This is a genomic window from Halobacillus litoralis (genome assembly GCF_009856415.1).
Classification (GTDB): Bacteria; Bacillota; Bacilli; order Bacillales; family Halobacillaceae; genus Halobacillus; species Halobacillus litoralis_C.
On record NZ_WMEZ01000003.1, the window covers coordinates 74,927 to 95,869 of the forward strand.

19 protein-coding genes and 1 pseudogene are annotated in these 20,943 nt (G+C 39.1%); 5 read left to right on the top strand and 15 right to left on the bottom strand.

The genetic code is table 11. The annotated features are described in order from the left end of the window. Window positions 1–45 precede the first annotated feature (45 nt). From GLV98_RS10035 to GLV98_RS10050, 5 genes are all read right to left on the bottom strand, one after another. Window positions 46–714: a methanogen output domain 1-containing protein gene (locus tag GLV98_RS10035; protein ID WP_160914690.1), complete on the bottom strand. Its 669-nt coding sequence runs from the start codon at window positions 712–714 to the stop codon at window positions 46–48. Window positions 715–1,476: 762 nt separating this feature from the next. Further along, on the bottom strand, window positions 1,477–1,689 hold the full coding sequence (locus tag GLV98_RS20120; protein WP_237417105.1) for a PF20097 family protein: 213 nt from the start codon (window positions 1,687–1,689) through the stop codon (window positions 1,477–1,479). A gap of 504 nt (window positions 1,690–2,193) precedes the next feature. After that, window positions 2,194–2,634, bottom strand: coding sequence for an SMI1/KNR4 family protein (locus GLV98_RS10040; protein ID WP_160914692.1), 441 nt, complete (start codon window positions 2,632–2,634; stop codon window positions 2,194–2,196). Between the two features lie 123 nt (window positions 2,635–2,757). Next, entirely contained in the window at window positions 2,758–2,970 is a 213-nt protein-coding gene (locus GLV98_RS10045; protein WP_160914694.1) for a hypothetical protein, read from the bottom strand. A gap of 277 nt (window positions 2,971–3,247) precedes the next feature. Beyond that, window positions 3,248–4,006 (bottom strand): DUF4397 domain-containing protein, encoded by a 759-nt coding sequence (locus tag GLV98_RS10050; protein WP_160915322.1) that lies wholly within the window; start codon window positions 4,004–4,006, stop codon window positions 3,248–3,250. Between the two features lie 1,225 nt (window positions 4,007–5,231). On the opposite strand from GLV98_RS10050, the gene GLV98_RS10055 reads away from it, so the two are divergent. Then, a complete protein-coding gene (locus tag GLV98_RS10055) occupies window positions 5,232–6,629 on the top strand; it encodes a sodium:solute symporter family protein (RefSeq protein WP_160914696.1) in 1,398 nt (465 codons plus the stop codon). Between the two features lie 148 nt (window positions 6,630–6,777). Here the strand turns inward: GLV98_RS10055 and GLV98_RS10060 are convergent. Further along, window positions 6,778–7,253: pseudogene (locus GLV98_RS10060) on the bottom strand (N-acetyltransferase family protein); the annotation flags it as partial. 764 nt (window positions 7,254–8,017) lie between these two features. Between GLV98_RS10060 and GLV98_RS10065 the strand changes: the two are divergent. Together GLV98_RS10065 and GLV98_RS10070 are read left to right on the top strand one after the other, a co-directional pair. Beyond that, entirely contained in the window at window positions 8,018–9,139 is a 1,122-nt protein-coding gene (locus tag GLV98_RS10065; protein WP_237417106.1) for a chloride channel protein, read from the top strand. Window positions 9,140–9,145: 6 nt separating this feature from the next. Beyond that, window positions 9,146–9,757, top strand: coding sequence for a DUF421 domain-containing protein (locus GLV98_RS10070; protein ID WP_160914700.1), 612 nt, complete (start codon window positions 9,146–9,148; stop codon window positions 9,755–9,757). A gap of 248 nt (window positions 9,758–10,005) precedes the next feature. Here the strand turns inward: GLV98_RS10070 and GLV98_RS10075 are convergent, their stop codons facing one another. The 8 genes from GLV98_RS10075 to GLV98_RS10110 form a co-directional block, all read right to left on the bottom strand. Continuing rightward, window positions 10,006–10,461 carry a hypothetical protein gene (locus GLV98_RS10075; protein WP_160914703.1) on the bottom strand — a complete coding sequence of 152 codons (456 nt, stop codon included), beginning with the start codon at window positions 10,459–10,461 and terminating at the stop codon, window positions 10,006–10,008. 378 nt (window positions 10,462–10,839) lie between these two features. Next, window positions 10,840–12,093 (bottom strand): MFS transporter, encoded by a 1,254-nt coding sequence (locus GLV98_RS10080; protein ID WP_160914705.1) that lies wholly within the window; start codon window positions 12,091–12,093, stop codon window positions 10,840–10,842. Between the two features lie 74 nt (window positions 12,094–12,167). Continuing rightward, on the bottom strand, window positions 12,168–12,776 hold the full coding sequence (locus GLV98_RS10085) for an ArsR family transcriptional regulator (RefSeq protein ID WP_160914707.1): 609 nt from the start codon (window positions 12,774–12,776) through the stop codon (window positions 12,168–12,170). A 1,450-nt stretch (window positions 12,777–14,226) separates the two neighbouring features. Then, window positions 14,227–14,718, bottom strand: coding sequence for a hypothetical protein (locus GLV98_RS10090; RefSeq protein ID WP_160914709.1), 492 nt, complete (start codon window positions 14,716–14,718; stop codon window positions 14,227–14,229). Between the two features lie 248 nt (window positions 14,719–14,966). Continuing rightward, a complete protein-coding gene (locus GLV98_RS10095; protein WP_160914711.1) occupies window positions 14,967–15,338 on the bottom strand; it encodes an FAS1-like dehydratase domain-containing protein in 372 nt (123 codons plus the stop codon). Between the two features lie 94 nt (window positions 15,339–15,432). Next, the gene (locus tag GLV98_RS10100) at window positions 15,433–15,945 is read right to left on the bottom strand and encodes a GNAT family N-acetyltransferase (protein ID WP_160914713.1); all 513 of its coding nucleotides are present in this window, start codon (window positions 15,943–15,945) and stop codon (window positions 15,433–15,435) included. A gap of 1 nt (window position 15,946) precedes the next feature. After that, complete coding sequence (locus tag GLV98_RS10105; RefSeq protein ID WP_160914715.1) at window positions 15,947–17,032, bottom strand: hypothetical protein; 1,086 nt, start codon at window positions 17,030–17,032, stop codon at window positions 15,947–15,949. A 200-nt stretch (window positions 17,033–17,232) separates the two neighbouring features. Next, window positions 17,233–17,940 (bottom strand): class I SAM-dependent methyltransferase, encoded by a 708-nt coding sequence (locus GLV98_RS10110; RefSeq protein ID WP_160914717.1) that lies wholly within the window; start codon window positions 17,938–17,940, stop codon window positions 17,233–17,235. Window positions 17,941–18,407: 467 nt separating this feature from the next. Here GLV98_RS10110 and GLV98_RS10115 point away from each other — a divergent pair, with 467 nt between their 5' ends. After that, window positions 18,408–18,587 carry a hypothetical protein gene (locus GLV98_RS10115; protein WP_160914719.1) on the top strand — a complete coding sequence of 60 codons (180 nt, stop codon included), beginning with the start codon at window positions 18,408–18,410 and terminating at the stop codon, window positions 18,585–18,587. Between the two features lie 235 nt (window positions 18,588–18,822). Next, window positions 18,823–20,205 (top strand): branched-chain amino acid transport system II carrier protein, encoded by a 1,383-nt coding sequence (gene brnQ / locus GLV98_RS10120; protein WP_160914721.1) that lies wholly within the window; start codon window positions 18,823–18,825, stop codon window positions 20,203–20,205. A 41-nt stretch (window positions 20,206–20,246) separates the two neighbouring features. Here brnQ and GLV98_RS10125 read toward each other — a convergent pair whose 3' ends face one another. Further along, window positions 20,247–20,903 (bottom strand): YdeI/OmpD-associated family protein, encoded by a 657-nt coding sequence (locus GLV98_RS10125; protein ID WP_160914723.1) that lies wholly within the window; start codon window positions 20,901–20,903, stop codon window positions 20,247–20,249. Window positions 20,904–20,943 lie beyond the last annotated feature (40 nt).

Below are 20,943 nucleotides of genomic sequence, written 5' to 3' on the forward strand. Positions count from 1 at the left end.
ATGGAGTTCTGTTTTCCGAGTTTTCTCCTCTTTTACTCAGCGAGATTACTTCAGACTCTTCACGTTCATTTGAGAATCTTTCTTTTTTATACCATCCACTTCCAGGCGTAGACGCTCTAATTCTTCCAGTAACTCCATCACCATTTCATCGCTCTTTCGCAGCTCATCATTCATAGCAGCAATCATTTCTTCTTCCCAGTTGAACGGATCCCCTAGTTCAGGAGTGATGGGAATATCTTTATAAACGATTCCTTCTTCTTCCTCTGTGGGCTTAAAGAAAATAGCGACCTCACAACCTCTATCACCTACTGCAATCCGTTTGCGCAAATTCACTTTTCCATATCCCATTCTTCTGGAGGCCATTCCTCCAAATACACTGGATGTCATCATACATAAATGTGGAGCATCGTGGACAGCTTCTCCAAAAGGACAAGCAGAAGCTTTTACAATAACATGATCTTCATGAACTTCTGAGATTTCAAAATGTCCACCGATTGAATTCTTCAAGTCGACGATCACACGGGCATATTGATCAGGTGTCCATGCTCTCCCTTTTTCATCGTAGAAGGATTCAAACCATTCCCCTGTTTTGATTCCTAACTGGCGGATATACTCCTCCGCTTTTGATCCGACCGTACGGCTGTGCAGGTGAGCGTATTGGGCAATGAGTTTTGATAAAAATAACGTCCCAGAAAGTTCCATAGGCTTTCTCATTCTACTACCTCTCCCTATCTTCTTTCCTTACATTATAGCCGATAGAGGAGGGGGTTCCTAATGAAAAAATCCCGTTCGTGCAATAAATTCAGACCTTAACACATGTGTTTTTGCAGAATAGAAATACACTGAAAATAAAAAGTCCGACTAAATAAATGACAATAAGTATGTAATCAATAATAAAAGCTTTGAAGCGAAGTAAAAATGAGGCATTCATTCACACGCCTTCTTTCGTTTAGAGTTGTAAGTCTACTAAAACTGCTCCGTTAGCATAATAAGCGATAGCCACTGTATAGCTATCGCCCTGATAAAGTAAGACTTAATTTCAATTATTTTGTATAAATTATTTACTAACGCACCATTTAGCTCTGTAAATGATCAATATTATTCCACTCTTATTCAAAAAGTAACTGCCAAGTCACCTGTTAAACCTGCATGACTGGATTTCTTCTTATACTTGAGTGTCCTTTTTCAAATTGCCAATATAAGCCCTATGATACAATGTATAAATCTATTACCTACTGTAATAAGACCTACAAAAGCTGCCATTATTGATCCCCCTTGACCGGCGTTATCAGCACCTATCAGGATCCCACCGACAGCAAAGCCAAGCCCAACGCCAAGAATTGCTAATAAAACACCAGAAGCCCAGAGGGATAATCCCCACTTCTATGCCAATGAATTGCGTATAGGTGTGCGGATACATAGCTCCCGTTTGTTATATAAGTTAAGTTCCAAATTACTGCTATTTTAATCGTTGTTTTACTTATGTTTGAAAATAACTATCCTACACTCTTCACACCTTAACGCTTGTGTTTTTTTGACTTTAAACCATGCATCACCTATTAATGTTTCACTCCCAAAATCAGCAAAGATGGAATCAGGCGAGTCTGACCAGCAAATTCTTCGAGGAGAGAATATATATCCTTGCTTCAACTCTTTCCCACATTCAGGACACCTTACAACATCGTCCATTGTTAGTTACACCACCTTCATCTTAGCTTTCTTATTGAAATAGCTAGTAAGCATGTTCCCGTTATTTTTAAATTAACTTTTATTTTGTTCTATGAGTATGTAATATGAGCGAGTACTCTATTAAGCAATCGCCCCCGTTTACGTTAGAGCTCAGTTTCAAGATAATCTATAGATCATATCGTTCTTTTACCTCCTTCATCTCCCTCCTTATATCTTTACTTTTATCCCTAGACAAATTGTTTATAATCCGGTTAAGAATTTTCAAAGAAGGCTCTGGACATTCATAAAGGAAATATTCTGTATTAACTCCTATGACACTAGCCACTGCTTCCCTCAATGATAAACTTGAATGCTCAGTAAGTTGCAATAGCTTGGCTAAATACCACTCCGTATCTTCCGTGTCCTGATAGCTAAGAAGCACCTCTTCAATCAGAAATTCCTCTTGACCTAAAAATATGGTTTCAGCTTCTTCCTTTGACCAACTGTCTTTCTCATATTCTTGACTCAATTCTTTATAAGTAAGTTTTTCAAGAACTCTTCAAAGCTCGCAGCTACTTTCATTACTTCTTTACTATCTGCTTCAATATATATAACATGGGGGGGTTCAGAGGAGTAATCTAAAGCAAACCAAGCGTTTCCTTCACCATTGAAGACTAAAATGTCTTGAAGAAGGTCCCACTCCTTAATCAAATATGGACTGTCTAATAACCCGGGATAGCCAACTCCATAAATGTGGTTAATTTCTAAGTAAACGTCCTCTTCTTGAAAGCCACCTACATGAATTGAGTTATATTTAATAGTTCCACCGTTTTGGTTTTGTAGTATCCTCTTATAGCTGAGTGGTAACTTAAGCTTAAGACTTCTCTCATAAGCATTTATTGTTAGCTCATCAATATCCCCTAATTTATAAGGATCAGCATCATAATTTGTAACCCAAATATCCAAATTAATTTATACCTCCTCAAATAGTACAAACTTGATAACCAGGCAATAAATGGGCTTTCTCAGTGACGATCCTTTTATTGAGGAATTCCCCCCAATGACGGAAGACTTGAATTCGTGATACCCTCAACTTATATATTTTGAACGTTTCTTATTAAAGAAATTTGATGTAATTATCAATAATAGTCCCATTACTATCATGGGAATTGATGCAACCTCTAACAAATTTGGCGTACCATTAATACCCAAAATCTCACTAAATGCTAATCCAGCAGCAAAAATCCATAAACCTAAATAAGCAAGCCATTTCCCTGTTGTGGTTTTCCTATTTGAAAACACCCACATTCTCCTCTCAGCAAATGCTATTTCATTTCACATTTTCTATACAAATTATTTAATAATAGGCAAGCAAATACATCATATCAAATTTACAGTTTAATGGAAATAATAACCATATTAGTCGTTTAGTCGTATATTCCTTTAATTATCTCGAAACTCAGCCTTCAACAATCCTGCTCCGTTTGACGAAGACTCTGCTTCGAGACAATAAATATCAACAGAGCCAAATGTAAAGAGAGTACAAAAAAACAGGCATAAACAATGCCTGTTTTTTTATCTAAGGTTGTAGAAACATAGCTTCTAGCTGCGGTTGACCACCTGCTAAACCTAACGCTGCAGCTGTATACACCTGATTCGGGCTTACAGTTACTCCAGGTACTTCTAATGCCGCTTGATTGGTTCCTGCCACGCGGACTTCCAAATCTACAGTTGATGGCGGCAGAGTCACATAGCGGGTAGCTTTTCCAAAAGGAATGTTTCTAAAGAGAACGTCTCCTCCTTTGACGGCAATGTCAACAGCTGGTGCATTCGGGGATAAATGCCAGAAACGAACCTTAGCTTTTCCATTTGACACTGCGTTATTATCCATAACTGCAATCAGTTGGAGGTTGTTGAGTTTTCCAGCAGCGGCAACTGTGTACATGTTCCCTCCCTCTACGCCAACGTTCTGCGAAAGTACGGGCTGATTGGTGGTACCAGCTGGATAAATATCGATTGTATACTGGCCTTCTGGAACATCTAAATAGTCGCTTTGCTGCTTATAAGAAACGTTTTCTAAGACCTTCTGACCATTCACATACACATCAACAGCTGGTGCATCTGGGGACGCGTGGAGAACTCTCACTTGTGCCGGTGAGCCGGTCATCCCCATCCCTTGATCACTCCGCTCACACATCAACCACTGCTGCATACATTGCAGATGCATGTGGTAATAGTGCACATGTTTTTGCGGATTCAAATACTTATAATAGTTGGCGAGCATATCATATTTAGCAGCCTGCCATGCCAACATATCCGGGTTTCCATATTGGTACATCACACCCACCCCTTTCAAAAATTCCCCAATTAAAGCTTATTCACCTATGAGAAGAGAAGAACTAAAAGCACATCTTCTCTAATGGCGAAGGATGGGTTGTTATAAAAATTCTTAATTAGGGGCTTTATTAAGGTTGATTGTCGATCTGCCTTAGTAAAGAAACTACCAATATTCAAGGAAGTTTCCTTTGTATATTCGCTTATTAAACTAAACTAACCCCTTAGAATACGCGGATTTAAATAAAGGATTTAAGATCTTTTTAAGGAAAACAGTTCTTTCTCTTTAATTTTTCATCACAAAAAGCATACCATTTTACGCGAGTAATGGTACTTATCTTAATATGCATAATGTGTCATCTCTGGTGGAAAACCCTCGTTAGTTGAAGACTCGAAATCAAGATATCATAATACGGATCCTTAATTAACGTCCTAGATAGGTTAACTAGCAGATTGAAACTTCTTTTTTCTCGACTTCACCATTTCTATTTACAGTGGCGGTTTTTAAGACTCAGCTTCAAGATATTCTAAGAAAGAAGCATTTATTTATACCTCAACGCACACCCGAACCGTTCAATTCCAAAATACTTTTCTCCTAAACTTGTTATTCCTTTATAGAAATTCACAGCATCGATTGACCATCGATATAAAAAAATTGTCAAAATATGTTCTTTCTTAAATTGAAATTATCAATCCACAAAATGAAACTTTTTGTAATAAATCACCGTATTACAGATGACCATATCTGGAGGTGCGTTATGAAAAACATTATCAAACTTATACTTGCAGTAATATTAGGTATAGCATTATGGGATGGAATAAAGTACATATGGAATCTACTAGTTTAAATCACGGAAGAACAACCATTTTTGGTTGTTTTTTTATACGGTCAATTAGTGATCAATGAACTATTGCATAAAAGACCCAATTAGTTGAAGACTTGATTTCGAGATATCTGATATTCAATTTGATTCTATAGCGTTATCTTTTTATAGATGAATTTTATAAAAATCATTAATTCCTTCATATAAATTTATAGCGAAGGTCAGGGACCGCCATTTCGGTACACTCACTTAAATTCCTAGCTCTTCAGCAAATACTCACATTGATTGGCCAAATTCAGAAACTGCCTTTATTTCAGAGAACATCCAGTAGTCTTCAGTGAAAAGGGATAAGGTCACGGTTTAGGTCCACACTAAAAAAAAGTTCGTATAAGGAGGATCTTCCATATGGAGTTAACAAATAATCCTACCCTGCTTTGGTATGTAGGTATATATGGAGTTATCATGATCGTAATGGGTATTTACTTTTCAAGAAAAATATCAAATAGCGAAGACTTTATTCTGGCAGGAAAAGGACTGGGGACTTTTGTATTAACGGGAACATTGCTTGCCACATGGACAGGAAGTGGAAGTATATCAGGCGGTGAAACCTCCATGGCTTACAGCTATGGTATTATCCCTGCATTGCTTATGATGCTCCCAACCCTTGTGGGGATAGGAACTCTTTATTTAATCGCACCAAAAATCCGTGCATTTGGTAAGTACACCGTCTCTGGTATTTTGGAAGAAAAATACGGGAAAACCTCACGAATGATCGCGAGTATTATTATCATTCTTGCTTTTGTAGGCATTGTTTCTTACCAAATGACTGGTCTTGGATTTATTCTAAATCTAACGACGGGCATTTCTGTAGAGACCGGAACCATCATTGGAGCAATCATGATTATTTTCCTTGCTTCTATAGGGGGACTACGATCCGTAGCGCCTACAGATGCATTAAGTGCTTTTTTAGCGATTGCCGCTCTATTGATAACCCTCCCCACTATTATCGTGATTGCAGGTGGTTGGGACACGATCACTTCTAATGTTCCATCAACTCACTTAACAGCAACCGGATCCTTAACCAATATTCAATTGCTAGGATTTCTTTTGCCTTCACTCTTTTTGCTCCTTGGCGACCAAAATATGTATCAACGATTAGCTTCTTCTAGCGGAGATCAATCATCTAAAAAGGCACAAATTGGCTGGCTCATAGGGATGGTCATCATTTCACCTTGCATTTCATTTATAGCATTCGCATCTTTGTCCATGTTTCCAGATATAGAACCAGGAATGGCCCTTATGGCAACAACTTTAGTCATGCCAGCAGTAGTCGGTGGAATATTGTTAGCTGCCGCAACGGCATTTATAGTCACGACCGGTAATTCCTATCTCTTATCCGCAGCTACGAACGTGACCTATGATATTGTTGGAAAATATATTGATAAAGAAGCTAGTGATGAGAAACTTTTAAAATTGACAAAAATATTTATTATTATCCTCGGGGCTTTGGCTTATCTCTTAATTAGTTATTTCCCAACCGTATTATCTGTACAAATGTATGCTTACACAGTATATGGCGCCGGACTTACACCTGCTCTGCTTGCTGTGTTCTTTTGGAAAAAGGTCAATAAAGCTGGGGGATTATCTTCCATGATTGCTGGAGTTGTAACGACATTGATCTGGGAAATTCCGTTAGCTAAACCTTTTGATTTAAACAGTGTTGTAATAGCCTTGCCGATTGCTGTCCTAGTATTAATTGTAGTTACGTTGATGTCACAAACAAAGCCTACCTCTGATGAATAGTTAAAGCTTATAGAGAAAGGTGCCCTTCCGAGTGACCTATGGAAGCGCACCTTTTCATTTAGCAAGAGTAAAAAAACATTTCCTTGAATTGAATCCAAAACCATTAATTCTAATAAACAATCTTTCACAATTTTAATTTCCCCATCATTTAAGTATTGTAGTAATTACCATCAGATAATAACTTGTCTTTCTGTAATACACCTTCAATCTTAAAACCATGATTTTTATAAAGAGTTATTGCTTTCTCGTTTGTTTCCAGGACATTCAAAGTGATTTTCTTCATGTTATTTGCATCTGCCCAACTAACACATTCTACTAAGAAATTCTTTCCTATTCCATATCCCAATCCATCAATACACCTACACCAAAATCTACTTTATGAGAACTTCTTTTTAATGTATTTCCTTCACATCTAGAGAAACCAACAAGGGTTCCATTTACTTCAGCTACCAAGAAAATATTATTCAAACTTTCTGAGTCACTTTTAATAATATCCTTAGATCCTTCTCCGTTTATGTATGCTTCTTCTTTAACTCTATCCAAATTTTCAGTTTCACCATCTATCTGTAACCTTAATTCAGATAAAGCTTGCGCGTCTTTGGACTGTGCAGATCTTACTTTGTAATGGAGATTACGAACCTCATATTCTTATGATTTCATTATCATATTATCCCCCCTCTTAAGTGTCCCTTCGAACCCCCGTAACTTTCTAATTATAGAAGACAACTGTTCTTATTCAATTAATTGCCCCCTATTGCGGAACACTCGAATTCGAAATATTTTATATATCTTTTACTTCTAATATTAAACCAAGAGTTAATTATAGAACTTCTGATGAAGCATGCTGACAATCCAAAAAAGAAAAATGCTATGAATTACATTTCAACACATCTTCTAAGGGGAATTTGAATTGTAAATCGCGGTTTGGGAATCTTGTTCATTGGTTTGTCTTAATTAACTGAAGTATCATAACATACCTAATGTCATTGAAAGCACTAACATAAAATTGAGTGTTAAACATTGGAATACTGATTCGTAATTCCTGAACCAAGATCATCCTATGCATGGACCAGATCTTCGAAGGCGCAGCCACTAACCCTAATTTATTCCATCCATGGTTTCATAATTCTATTCCAATAGGCAAAACTAGAACCAACATTCCCACTAGATGCAAATGAGGTGATTGGTGGATGCTTCTAAAGTATAAAAACTTCTTTTCAATTCTGGGCTTATGGATCTTCTTTGGGAGCATAATTGGTTTTATTGTCGGATCGGCAACCACTTTCCTTTTAGAAGTGAACGATTTCCTTGGAGATGAGGTTCGGTTAAAAAGAGATTGGCTGATCTACTTCCTCCCCCTTGGAGGAGTTCTCATAGGATATATGTATATGAACTACGGCAAGGTGTTTCTGAATAACACCTTAAATGACACGGCGGAATTAAATAATTTGGTGATCGATTCCGTTCATGGGAAAAAAGAAGTGCCGCGGCGGATGGGGGTAATCGTCTATCTCGGTACCTTTATAACCGTCCTGTTTGGCGGATCAACGGGTAGGGAAGGCGCAGCTATCCAGATGGGCGGCAGTGTAGCGGCCGCCGTCAATAAATTCTTTAAGGTAAACAAACTGGACAGAAAAACGCTGCTGATGAGCGGAATAAGCGCCGGCTTTGGAGCTGCCTTCGGGGCACCCATCACCGGTGCTGTATTTGGCATGGAAATGACGGCATTAGGAAAACTGAGATTGGAAGCATTCGTTCCCTGTCTGACGGCAAGCTTCGTCGGCTACTATGTAACGACGGCAGCCTGGGGACATGAGCACGAAGCATTCATCATTCAGAGCGTGCCGGAAGGATCGATGATTACTTTTATGAAGGTGATTCTATTAGCGATCATCTTCAGCCTGGTCAGTGTGTGCTACTGTCAGCTGAGGCACGGCATCCAGAATATCTCTGAGAAACTTTTTAATAAAAATCATATGAAACGAGCCTTCGTGGGAGGACTGATCGTTGTAGGACTCACACTCCTCGTTGGACCCCAAGATTATAACGGCCGGGGATTACAGATGCTTGAACAATCTTTTCGGGAGGACGTACCTCCCTTTGCCTTCCTGGCGAAGCTGGTATTCACGGCGGTCACTTTAGGTAGCGGATTTGTTGGCGGGGAAGCGATTCCTTTATTTTTCATTGGTGCCACTCTGGGCAATGCTTTACATGCCTTTGTTGACTTGCCCCTGTCTTTTCTCGCAGCCTTAGGATTAATTTCGGCCTTTTGTGCAGGGGCCAACACCCCTTTGGCCGCATTCTTTTTAGCGATGGAGATGTTTGACGGAAAAGGACTGGAGTTCTTTTTGGTGGCCTGTTTAATCAGTTATCTTTTTTCAGGACACCACGGACTATGGCCTTCTCAAAAAATTCACGGCCTTAAGAGCAGGTTATATCGTATTCCCCCGGGAAAAACGCTGGAAAATGTGGAGAAAAAGAAAAAGCCAAATGGATGGCCATGGAGGTAGATACTTATGGATTTTAACTTCATATGGAAAGCCATTGCCGTGGTGGTTGGCGGTGTCCTTATTTTACGGTTAGCCGGCCGAAAGTCCATCTCCCAGCTTACGGTAGCCCAGACAGTCATGATGATTGCGGTTGGATCCTTGATTATTCAGCCGGTTGGCGACCGGAACATCTGGATTACCATGGCGATAACCTTTCTCATGGTCTTGACTCTTCTATCGATTGAGTATGTGGTTCTAAAATCAAATACTTTGGAAACCCTCATCTACGGAAAGTCACTTCTAGTCGTCGAAAACGGCCAGATTAATGAAACCAACTTAAAAAAATTGCGCTTAACGGTCGATATGCTTGAGGTACGTATGCGACAGCAGAACATCAAGCATTTGTCTAATTTGCAATGGGCGACCATAGAACCCAATGGGCAGTTAGGGTATATGCTGAAGCCTGATAAGGATTATGCGACGAAGGAGGATATTCAAATGCTAAAATCGTTAATTGAAGCCCGGCAGTATAAACCACAAAATGATTCGTCAAGTGCTCAATCCGATACCTCGGATAACTTGTTTACCGAGGTTAAAAATAGAAAGCATCAGGAAAAACCTAAAGAGAAGCTGGATTAGGAGTAAAAATTATAAACCTTGAAGTTCCAGACTTAACATATCCTAAGACTTCTTCCTTTTATTAAGGTAATAACTCTTGTTGAAGTTTAGTGTTGATATTACTAACAAGAAATAACTTCCAATTACATGGGTGTCATTCATTTTTTTATATTGGCCTTATTCAACTAAAGCCCCCGTTTGTTGAAGACTTGATTTCGAGATAAATGAAGCATATTTTTATCTAACGCACCCTTAGCGAAAGAAAATATTTATTGATTTTCAGTAATGATTTTCTTTAACTTACTGCTTTCAACGAAGTATTCAAGAGGTCTATCCTTAAAACTATCTCCAGGAGCGATTACCTTAAAAGTATTATCTCCTTTGTAGCCTATATAATAATCGTTCCCCGTGGATCCTAAAATGATGGTAAAGTAGGATGCTGTCAATTCTTCTAAGGGTCCATCCGTGGGGATAGGGTCAATATTTACATGGTTTTCTTTTTCTTCTATTTCAACTGAAAGAAATTTTGCGTTATTATAGCTCTCAACAGCTTCCTTCAATAATTTTTCATTTTTCATCAATCTGATATCTTTCACCAAAGTGCCATCTTTATGAATTTTAAGCGATCCAAATGAAATTTCATTTGCGTTTATAGTTTTCATCCCTTCATTTGAACACCCAGCAATTAAAAATAACATTAAAATAATAGTTATAAATTTTTCCACTTATCTATCCTTACCTTTTATGTATATTTTAATAGAGATAAATCTAAACCTGTTCACTAAACCTGATCTATCACCTCAATAAGAAAGGTCCGAACTCCTCCTAGAAGAAAAGCCCTGGCAGTTTAATTAGAATACATTACTAAGTCAGTAACCATAAATGCAATGTACAGTAAAGTAAGTGCTATAACAAATAATAAGAAGACCTTAAACTTCTCCAAAAACATTCCCGCCTTTCCTCCACACTACTGATCCATAAACACAAACGATATTAAATGTGCAGCTAACGCCCCCGTTTCTTTAAGACTCAGTTTCGAGATAATATTGCTAAGAACTCAGATATATTTATACATTTAATCGAATGAATGTTCATTTTCAGTATTAGTCAGCTGTCCTCAATATAGGGTTTAGAAAGAACAATAAAACAACACTAAGTATTAATGGAAAGGAACTCCACGCCATCAAGGTTTGAATTTTTATTCCCATTCCCAAGAAAATAGATGTCACTGCATATGAAAGTGGAATTAACCCTAATGATCCAGTACGAATCAAACTCATTACGCGCCCTACTTTTTCTTGATTCGCATACGACTGGACCAATGAAATTAATGGAATGTTAACTCCGGGATTAAGCATACCGATAAAAATAATAATACTTACAGCAACCACAATAGAATTTACTTGACTAAAAATGAGCATGCCTACCCCTTGAAGACCGATTAGATACAGTGCATAAGCCCCTCTCTTACGTTGTATGTTCAATACTCCTATAAGCACTGAACCAAGGACCATTCCAAACGTAAATCCACCTTGCACAAAACTAAAGTCCACAGAGCTTCCATTAAGTACTCCCTCTACGAATATCGGTAGTCCCATCATTAAAGGGCCAGATATAAAGAAGTTCACAATAATTGTAATGATAAACAAAGCCCTCAACAAAGAAGAATTCCATGTATAAGTGAATCCCTCCCTTAACTGGACCTTAAAAGATTGCTGATTAATTTTACCTTGTTTGTTTTGATGTTTGTCAGTCCATTTTATGAATAAAACACCGATACCAGATATGATTAAAAATAAACCAATCAAAATCAAAACAGTGCTATAGCTGAAGATGTTAATTAAAATTCCTGCGAGTAAAGGACCAGTAAATAAAGCAATTTGAATAGCTCCTTGGAGTAATGAGTTCGCTCTTGTTAGTTGATTTTCTCTAACTACTTTAGGTATCAGTGCATCCCTGGATGGCTCAAATAAACCTCCACATGCCCCAAAGAAAGTTGCATTAATGGCGAGCACCCATATAGGAACTTCTGGCAATAATACAAAAAGTCCTGCAAGGATAATGACCAGACATGCTAACGATAGATCAGAAAAGGACATGATTTTCGTTTGTCTGCTTCTATCAGCAACGACTCCTCCTATCACCATAGAAACCATCCGCATGGTCGTTAAGCAAACCAATACAATACCAAGAGAAGCTTCCATACCAAGACTTTCTACTACATACCAGGATTGGATAAACATAAACATTGAGAGACTTAAACTTGAAACGACAGTTGTAAACCACAGCAAAATAAACGAGTTAGATTTTGATAAAGGAACCGTTACTTCTCTTTTCAATTGCTTTACACTTTCCATAAAACCTCTCCCTTAATAATTATTTTCACACGGTAAAATTAATTTTACTGTTAGTCCAAAAAAAAGAGAACTTTTTAAGATTCTCCTTCCTTCTTTTCATAGAGGCCTTCTTCCACTTGCAAGCCAAGGATATGGAAATAATAAAGTTTAGAATCTGACGAAGGTTCTGGTCTTTGTATTTCCGCAAGCTCTTCCATCAATGTTGAAAACTTCTGCTGCCAAGCTAAAAAATCTTCTTCTTTTGCATGAATCTCATATGCACTAGATCTATACTTCCACATGGCTGGGTCCTTTGAACCAGACTCGTCTTGTAAGGATTCTTCAGGTGCAGCAAGAATACGTCTCTTTGATTGTTCCAACATACTTACCATCATTCGTCTAACTGTTTCTGTCATATCAGAATACGGAATTAAAGACTGATCAGGTACGAAGCCACCTGCAACAGCTTGGTAAAATTTTTGTACAATTCCATTTTTCTCTTCTTTATGTACAATCTCTACTAGTTCATTCTTCTCTAATTCTTTTAAGTGGTAATGAATACGAGCTCTTGATAAATCAAAAACTTCTGAAAGTTGTTGTCCGGTTTTTGGTTTTTCCATTAGTCGCAGAAGTAATTCGGACCTAAACGGATCAGCTAAAGCTTTAAGCTGTTCATGAGTAGTCAATAACTTTATATCTTTCACCTTTACTGTTCACTCCATTTACTCGGTAAAATTAATTTAACAATAGTATGTAGGAAGCCCTTAAAAAAGTCAACGAACTGGATGTAATTGAATTAGGGAGCGATTAATCTTTGTTAAGCAATCGCCCCCGTTTTTATAAGACTTGATATTGAGATAAATAAAGATTGAATGAAAACTTAACGATTCAACATTCAATCCAGCACAGCCTTATTAAAAAGGTGTTTCAGAGCTATCTAAAATAAGCAGCCTCCATATTGAACCCGCTGCTCTTATTGTAAAGTTTTATTTTTTACTGTTTTTTCTAATGTAACTTATATATATACTAATTAATCCACCTACTGTAAAAGCAAGTACGGTAAAAGCAGATATCTGGGTACTAGGAAGGTCTCTGTTAAAAATATTATAGAGTGATATAACCACTATCAAAAATAAGCCTATTAGACTTAGAGTTAATTTCATTTTGAAATACCTCCTGACAAGTAATCTTTTATCTCACCATACAAGACCTCCCTAATTTGGATAGTAACATAATGTTTCATCTCAAATTTAAGCCTTCAACTATCCTAATTAACATAAGAAGGAAGCGATCCCCAATGTTCAAGAAACGCCCCCTTATCTTGAATACTCAGTATTGAGATAATATGATCAATTCTTATGTATCCAGTAACTTACCACGCCGTCTATCTACTCAGTATTTGTGCGTTCTACCTTTATAATGAAATACTTAGCATCTCCTATAGATCTTCTAACTACCTGAATACTTCTTTTTAAGATAATTAAAAGTGTAGAAAGAAGTACCAAACGTTAAAAACAGCATTATCATTAACCATAGAATTTGAGACAAGACTCCTCCATTAAATACGATGTTAAAAGGACGGTTTAGCAAATTATAAAATAATAAGAAGTTAGCCACTAGATTAACTAAGAATAGTGTTTTTTCCATTGAGGGAAAGCCTCCTATCACAATAATAAATACTGTACTTGAACTGTTATAAGTTTAAGGAAATCCCGCGTTTATGTAATACTCGAATTCGAGATTTCTCTACCCTTTTTTACTTTAGCCCTCTTTAGTTTAAGTCCTTCACACTTTAAGACGCTCCCTAATCCGATTTGTTACTTAATTCCTCTACCTTCTTTTCTAAGTATTCAATTCTGGACTCTTGTTTCGTAAAAAATGTAATTAACACTGCCAATACGAATGCAATAAGAGTAATTAGTGCCCATATATTTTCTACAATGAGTCCAAGGAAGAAAAATGAAAAAATCCAACAAAAAAATATACAAGTCAAAAATGTACCAAGAAATTCTCTCAATTTTATCTCCTTTTCTTATTGATTTTTACGTTCATCATAACAGCACCGTGGGTGAGAAACCTTCATTATGACACCCTCTGATAATGTAAGTGGGGCAGTACTCTTTTAAACAGTTGCCCCCTTATCTTTAATAAGGGTCATTGAGTATTTCCAACGAATTTTTCAGTCCCATCTCTATTTACAGTTTTCACTTTAATGTCTCTAACTTCCTGATATGTAGGAATAACACGATACCAATACCTTCTGCCATCATCTACTTCAATAAAGTTTGCTTGGTCTCCATTTACAATAACTTTTGAAATACTGCTATCACAGACTAACCCAGATACGATTCGTCCTTGATTCACTGTCCAATTAACAGGAGTACTGCAGTTTAAACCATGTCCTGACCTACGTATTAATTTTTTGTCTATCTTTTCAAAGTAAGAGGTCCAGACCTTTCCTTCTCCCTTAAAGAAGGCAAAAGCATCACCTTCTTCAAGAACATTCAATTCGTGGTGAAACAGGTTATAAGTGTTATTTTTATCATTCATTATCTCTTTGAATTGCTCTTCAAAAGGCCTTTCCTCCGTACATCCTATTAAAAATATGCTAACCATAATAACCAAATAAACTTTTACTTTTCTCATTTACATCCCCTGTTCTTTAAAGCCCCAACTAGCACCAATTATTTCAAAAAATCCCCATAAGCTCAACTTTACTTTTGCCATCAAATTGCTCTAATATCTCGAAACTGAGTCTTCCACTAACCTGCCCATTTGTGTAAGACTCAGTTTCAAGATAATCAACAACCAGACCCTAATTTGATTCAGCTACACCATGAAAAAACGGAAGATCTTTTCCACCATGAAAAGACCTTCCGCATCATATTTAAATACTAATCCCTAATGATTCCATAACTGGATCCGACCAGCACTTCTTTCCCCTTCTGATTCCGATACACCGTCTTCATTTCCACTTTCTTATGTCTATCCTCTTGCACAACCTTTTCCAAATTCACTTCACAGGTAATCGTATCACCAGTAAAAACAGGACGGAGAAATTCGTTGACCATATTTCTTGCAATGTAGTGCAAATCCCCGCCGATTTTCGTTCCGATGCTCGCCGTCAGCAACCCTTGAACCATCAGCCTTCCCTTTTCATCAGGCTCCACATGATGTCTCCCCTGATCTCCTGAAATCCGGCTGAACTCCAAAACTTCTTCATTCGTAAACGTGCGCTTCCATGTGTACACATCCCCGGTTTTCATCGGTCACTCTCCTTAACTACGGTAGTATTTATTCCATATTATCACAATAATGAATGATTAATCATTCATTATATGCTCATTATTGATGAGGATCTCACACCTGTAATCGTTTTTCGAAATGACAGCGGCGACCATCATCGGAAACAAAGCGATAGCCATTTGTTGTATAAAGTCTTATAGCACTTTCCCATGAGTTGTTCGTCTCTAACACAAGTGACTCATACTTGCAGGCTCGAGCAGAGTCCTCTAGCTTCGCCAGCATCCTTTGCCCGATTCCTTTTCTTCTATATGAACCTTTGACTGACATCCGTTCGATTCTCCCCACCCGATGATCCTCTTTCGTAACGGCACCCGTCGCAATAAGCTCTCCATCAACGAAAGCGACGAAGAACATATGCCCTTCCTTACCATAGGTACCCATCATATCGTTAAGGTCGGGATTCAGAGAATGGTCTATAAACCCGAAACGTTCTAAAAAGCCAGCCAATATGAGATCTCTAGCCTCGTCCACTACCTCTTTATGCAACGGCCGGATTTCCAAAGGGAGGATCTGCTCATTTCTGCCTATTTTCACAAACGTCACCTTCCTTTCAACTATCACTTTCATCTTAAAAATCCTCCAATTCATTCAGGTATATTTGTAGACGTTTTTCGATTTGCTCTTTTGTTCCAAATCGGATGATCTGTTCCTTGGTTAATGATTCTACCTGCAGCAATTCAAGATGGGTATGAGCCATCGTCACAAGTTTTAAGAACACTTCAATATGTAAATCCATGTGCTTCTGTTTCGAACCTTGCGTATATCCCTTCACAAAGCCACCTGCATGGGCTCTCAAAAGAGGGGTATGAAGATGATAGTTTCCTTTCCCATATCTTCGTGTATCGTGGACGGTATGGAAAAAGCTGTGATAATTAAAGACATGGTTGGCGGCAAGGGAAGTTCCCGTATAAAGAATAGGAACAGGGTCGATCATGGTAACGCCGTTCTTAGTAAATATCAAATTTTCAGGTGAAGTATCCTGATTGGTCAGAATCCGTTTTTCCCGGTCAATGGAACGATTCGGAATTAATTCCTTCCCTATTGCAGAAACTTTATCTCTATTAAATGGCTGATCGCTCGAAAGCAGCGCATGGAATTCCTCTTCATATTCTCCTCTTTCTTCGATGATACACGTGCGGAGGTCCATGTCGAGACCGCCTTTTAGTTCACCATTTTCTCCGACTTCCAAATATCCAATCCCTTCAAGAAGAGGATCAATTTCTTCAAGGGCGTGAAAGAACTCACCGATATCTCTTCCATATTGGTTTGACTGTTCCTCTGTCTGCCCTTCCAAACCTATGGTTTTCCCCATATAGGATTCCAGGGTATAGGTGAGGTCTTCATCGATGAAATAGTGGAAGTGTTCCGGACACATGCCTTTCTTTGCTTGATTCGCTGTTTGGTAAAAAGCTTTCGTCGACCCATATTCAGCAGTCAACTGTTCTCGGTTAAAAGCGACCTCCTGATCATAAGCCACTTTTTTCGGGATGCGGAGAACCAGCTGCTCTCCCTCGATCAAGTAAGCAAAGTGCCAGGAGCCTTCGCCTAATCGCTGGATATCATTTTCTCTAGATAATGGGTGTAACCCTTCGTTTTCCAGGGCACGATTGATCTGTTCTAATTCTGTGGCTGGTTGCTTCGTTAAAAATTTCACGTATCTATCCCCTTTTCTCATAACCATCTCAAGAGTTTGCTAGATTGAATGTCTTTTTTCAGAACAGTTAATTCTTCAATATTTTAACATATAATTCGTAATGTTCTGAATGAAAATAGAGACCTACCTTAGAAGCGCTCTTTCCTCAAATATATATACGCTCATGCTCCATGAAACTCATGTTCATTTACAGGACTTTTTTATATTTCCTTCTGGAATAATGCTGTTAACAACCCTGGTACTCCAAAAACGTTCGATGTCTGCCTTCGGTCTTCCATTTCTCTTATTTCTCTAGAGGAAAACCCAGAAAAAATCTCTCTTAGTTTTCGTTCTGAATATCCCAATCCCCCGAGCAAGCTCCGTGACCGGTACACCTCCCAATCGGAGATGTCCGCTCCTCCATACTCCCCCTTTTCCTTAAAGCAAGTGAGACCGTAAAATCCTCCAGGAATCAAAGCTTTTTTCAATAATTTTATGTAGTCCATTCTTCGGTGAGGAGCGATATGGTGAAAACATCCCGAATCATAAACCAAATCATAAGTCGATGGTTCAACATTCAGCTCGAATAGATTCTCATTCATAAAATGGATGTCCACTTCTTCTGCCCTGGCACGTTCATGTGCCCATTTCAGCGATTCTTCTGAAAGGTCGACGGCATCCACCTGGCACCCCTGCTTTGCGAGATAAATCGCATTTCTTCCTGGTCCACACCCAAGCTCCAGTACGCGACGTGGGCGTAACCATCCATTTTTAAAATACCCGACCAAATTCTCATCTGGAATATTCTCAAAGAAAGGAACACCTTTCTCACGATCATTATAAAACCCATTCCAGAATTCTGCCGGCTCTCTAAGAAGCGAGTCGAGCATGTCCAAAACATCTTCATAATTTCGAATCATTTCTTTCATCTTCATCCCCCGTTCTTCCGAAAAGTAAGCTCATCTTTATTTTACTAAAACTCAGATATTGGAAGGTTTCTACAGCGTTACAAGTCTATGAAATCACCCTACAGCCAAGGGGTAACCCTATGCCTAAAACCTCATTAAAGATCATTCCGACATCCTATTCAAACGAGAAATCCCTAAGAGTAATGTAACAACTTGAAGGATCGAAAAGGACTGACATGCAGGCTATAGGCCGTATAAAAAGAGTTCAGGTCCACTTAATATTACAAATATTACAAACAGGTTACACTCCTATCCCGGAAGGATAAGGCAATTGGTTGTACGGCAAAGTACCTTTAGAAACTACGTCTTCAATTGAATAAACTTCATTAGACTCCCTCCCTTTTTGACTCAACCGTTCATAAACGTTATACTAGAAAAACTCTTGAGGCTTCGGTACTCATTTGAAATAAGTGATCAGGAGTGAGCGTATGACACAACTTAACGTGGGGCAGAGCATCCAGGAAAGGTGCACAAGCTGCTACCATAATGTTCTTAAAGTACTCAAAGTCGTTCCGAAAGAATTTGAAGATAAAACGGCTTACGTTGTTTGGACACAGTGTCCGGAATGTGGAAACAACGATCATCAATTGACTCAAAAAGATGCATAAAGGACAGGAGATCTTTTCCATGGTCTTGTCATAAATAATGAGCAAAAGGACTTCCTTAATAAGGAAGTCCTTTTACTTTTATTGGTTAAATAACCTCTTACCTCCAACAAGAAAGCGGTGTCAACAGGGTATTTTCTAAGAATATTGAAAAGTCTATTGTTCCTTGAAGAGATTCTTGTTAGGATTATCTTTATTCCTTTAAAGCAAACCAATACATCAAGAAAGGAACATCCCTATGAAACAGAAAACCTCTTTCTCTACGTATGCCGTCATCGGGACGATGCTTTTCGGCCTTTTCTTCGGTGCGGGCAATTTAATTTTCCCTATTCAACTGGGGCAAATGGCGGGGACTTCGTTCTGGCCGGCCTTGATCGGATTCCTTGTGACAGCCATTGCTCTTCCTTTGATGGGAATCCTTGCGATCGTTTTGTCCGGAAGTCATGGGTTGAATGACTTGGCAAGCCGTGTCCATCCTTTATTCGGAATCTCTTTTGCTGTCATTCTTTATTTGACAATCGGACCTTTCTTTGCCATCCCAAGAACTGCGACCGTCCCATTCGTCGTTGGATTTGAGCCGTTCATTCAGCCGGATCAGAGCCAGCTTTGGCTTGCGGTGTTCAGCTTTGTATTTTTTGCACTTGTTTATTATTTCTCCCTGAACTCCGCAAAAGTCATGGACATTGTCGGCAAATACTTGACCCCGACATTCCTGTTGTTTTTGTCCATCTTAATCATAACCGCCATCGTTAAGCCGATGGGGCAGTTCGGTGCTCCGACCGGTGATTATGCCACCGTGCCCTTCATGACAGGATTCACGGAAGGTTACAATACGATGGACGCCCTCGGCGGATTGGCCCTGGGGATTGTAGTCATTACAGCGATCCGCAACATGGGAACCACCGACACTAAGGCCATCGCTCAAACGACATGGAAGTCAGGCATTTTCGCCATGGTACTCATGATGCTTATTTATGGACTTATTGCGTATATGGGAGCCTCAAGCGTTTCTGTCGTCGGAAATCTCGAAAACGGCGGCCTAACCTTTGCCGCGGTTGCCGAGCATTTCTTCGGGCCATATGGAGCGGTTTTGCTCGCGATCATCATTGTCCTCGCCTGCTTGAAAACGAGTATCGGACTGATCATTGCCTGCAGTGAATTTTTCCATACGGTCTACTCGAAAATCAGTTACAAAACGTACGTACTGATTCTATCTTTCATGTCGTTCATGATCGCGAACTTTGGTCTGACGAACATCATCCAGTACGCCATCCCTGTCCTGATGTTCTTATATCCAATGGCGATCGTCCTAATCCTGCTCGGCCTCAGCTCTAAACTGTTCCAGCATAAACGGACCGTTTATGCCGGAGCCATGACGCTGACCTTTTTCGTCAGTACGATTGATGGCTACAATGCCCTTTTGGGAACGATCCCTGATGTCGCCAATCCTTTGTTGGATTCGGTTAGCGAATTCTACCAGTCCTATCTTCCGCTTTACGGAATTGGCCTCGGCTGGATGTTGCCCGCGCTGCTCGGTGCCATCCTCGGGTACTTGTTTAAAGAAGGAAAAACGCCGGAAACCACTGTCCTCACTCATGAGGCTGAACACCTATCCCATTAAGAAGAAAAGACCAAGCCCCAAGGGTTTGGTCTTTTTTTTACCTACTTTTTCTTACGGCGGTACAAATCGAGCGATTTGTACCCTTCCGATAAGATATCGATCATTTGTTTTGTCCGCTTATCGCGAGTCGCTTGCTGCTTTGCGGAAAAAATATGACGCGCCCAATCCCTTTGATAACCTGGTGTCAAGTTCTTGAAAAACTCTTGTGCGACCGGATGACCATTTAATAGATTTTCAACATCCTTCACCTGGTCTTCATAGTCTGCGACACACTGACTGGCAGCAGCGGTTTTCGGTTCTTTTTTCTTTTCCCGCTTCATGCCGACAACTGTGAACACGTCATCCATACTGACCATACGGGAAAACTTGATATCACTGCCTTCGACGTACTTATCCTCCCCGATTCTCAATGCCGGAAACATGTCATCCCTGTGAATATATGTATCATAGCGCGTATTCCCTTTTTTCGGATAGGCAAAGAAAACGTAGCCTTTCTCTGCTAAAACTTCCTTACGATCGAGGAGTGTCTGCACGTGTTCTTTCATCTCCTCCAGGTTTTTCACAAAAATGAAAATCGCATCATGATGTTCGGATAGTGTTGTCGGTTGCTCATCAAATAAATGATAGTCTCCCGGCTGGTGAAGAACAACCAGATTCTTATATTTCGTTAACTTTAACTTGTCCTTGATCGTTGTCATGAAAAACTCCTCCTCTTCAGGTCAAACCTCTACGTATAAT

Coding starts and splice junctions, on each gene's coding strand:
- GLV98_RS10035 (WP_160914690.1), bottom strand. CDS start 714: ATGAGAAAGCCTATGGAACTTTCTGGGACGTTATTTTTATCAAAACTC.
- GLV98_RS20120 (WP_237417105.1), bottom strand. CDS start 1,689: ATGGACGATGTTGTAAGGTGTCCTGAATGTGGGAAAGAGTTGAAGCAA.
- GLV98_RS10050 (WP_160915322.1), bottom strand. CDS start 4,006: ATGTACCAATATGGAAACCCGGATATGTTGGCATGGCAGGCTGCTAAA.
- GLV98_RS10055 (WP_160914696.1), top strand. CDS start 5,232: ATGGAGTTAACAAATAATCCTACCCTGCTTTGGTATGTAGGTATATAT.
- GLV98_RS10065 (WP_237417106.1), top strand. CDS start 8,018: ATGAACTACGGCAAGGTGTTTCTGAATAACACCTTAAATGACACGGCG.
- GLV98_RS10070 (WP_160914700.1), top strand. CDS start 9,146: ATGGATTTTAACTTCATATGGAAAGCCATTGCCGTGGTGGTTGGCGGT.
- GLV98_RS10080 (WP_160914705.1), bottom strand. CDS start 12,093: ATGGAAAGTGTAAAGCAATTGAAAAGAGAAGTAACGGTTCCTTTATCA.
- GLV98_RS10090 (WP_160914709.1), bottom strand. CDS start 14,718: ATGAGAAAAGTAAAAGTTTATTTGGTTATTATGGTTAGCATATTTTTA.
- GLV98_RS10095 (WP_160914711.1), bottom strand. CDS start 15,338: ATGAAAACCGGGGATGTGTACACATGGAAGCGCACGTTTACGAATGAA.
- GLV98_RS10100 (WP_160914713.1), bottom strand. CDS start 15,945: ATGAAAGTGATAGTTGAAAGGAAGGTGACGTTTGTGAAAATAGGCAGA.
- GLV98_RS10110 (WP_160914717.1), bottom strand. CDS start 17,940: ATGAAAGAAATGATTCGAAATTATGAAGATGTTTTGGACATGCTCGAC.
- GLV98_RS10115 (WP_160914719.1), top strand. CDS start 18,408: ATGACACAACTTAACGTGGGGCAGAGCATCCAGGAAAGGTGCACAAGC.
- brnQ (WP_160914721.1), top strand. CDS start 18,823: ATGAAACAGAAAACCTCTTTCTCTACGTATGCCGTCATCGGGACGATG.
- GLV98_RS10125 (WP_160914723.1), bottom strand. CDS start 20,903: ATGACAACGATCAAGGACAAGTTAAAGTTAACGAAATATAAGAATCTG.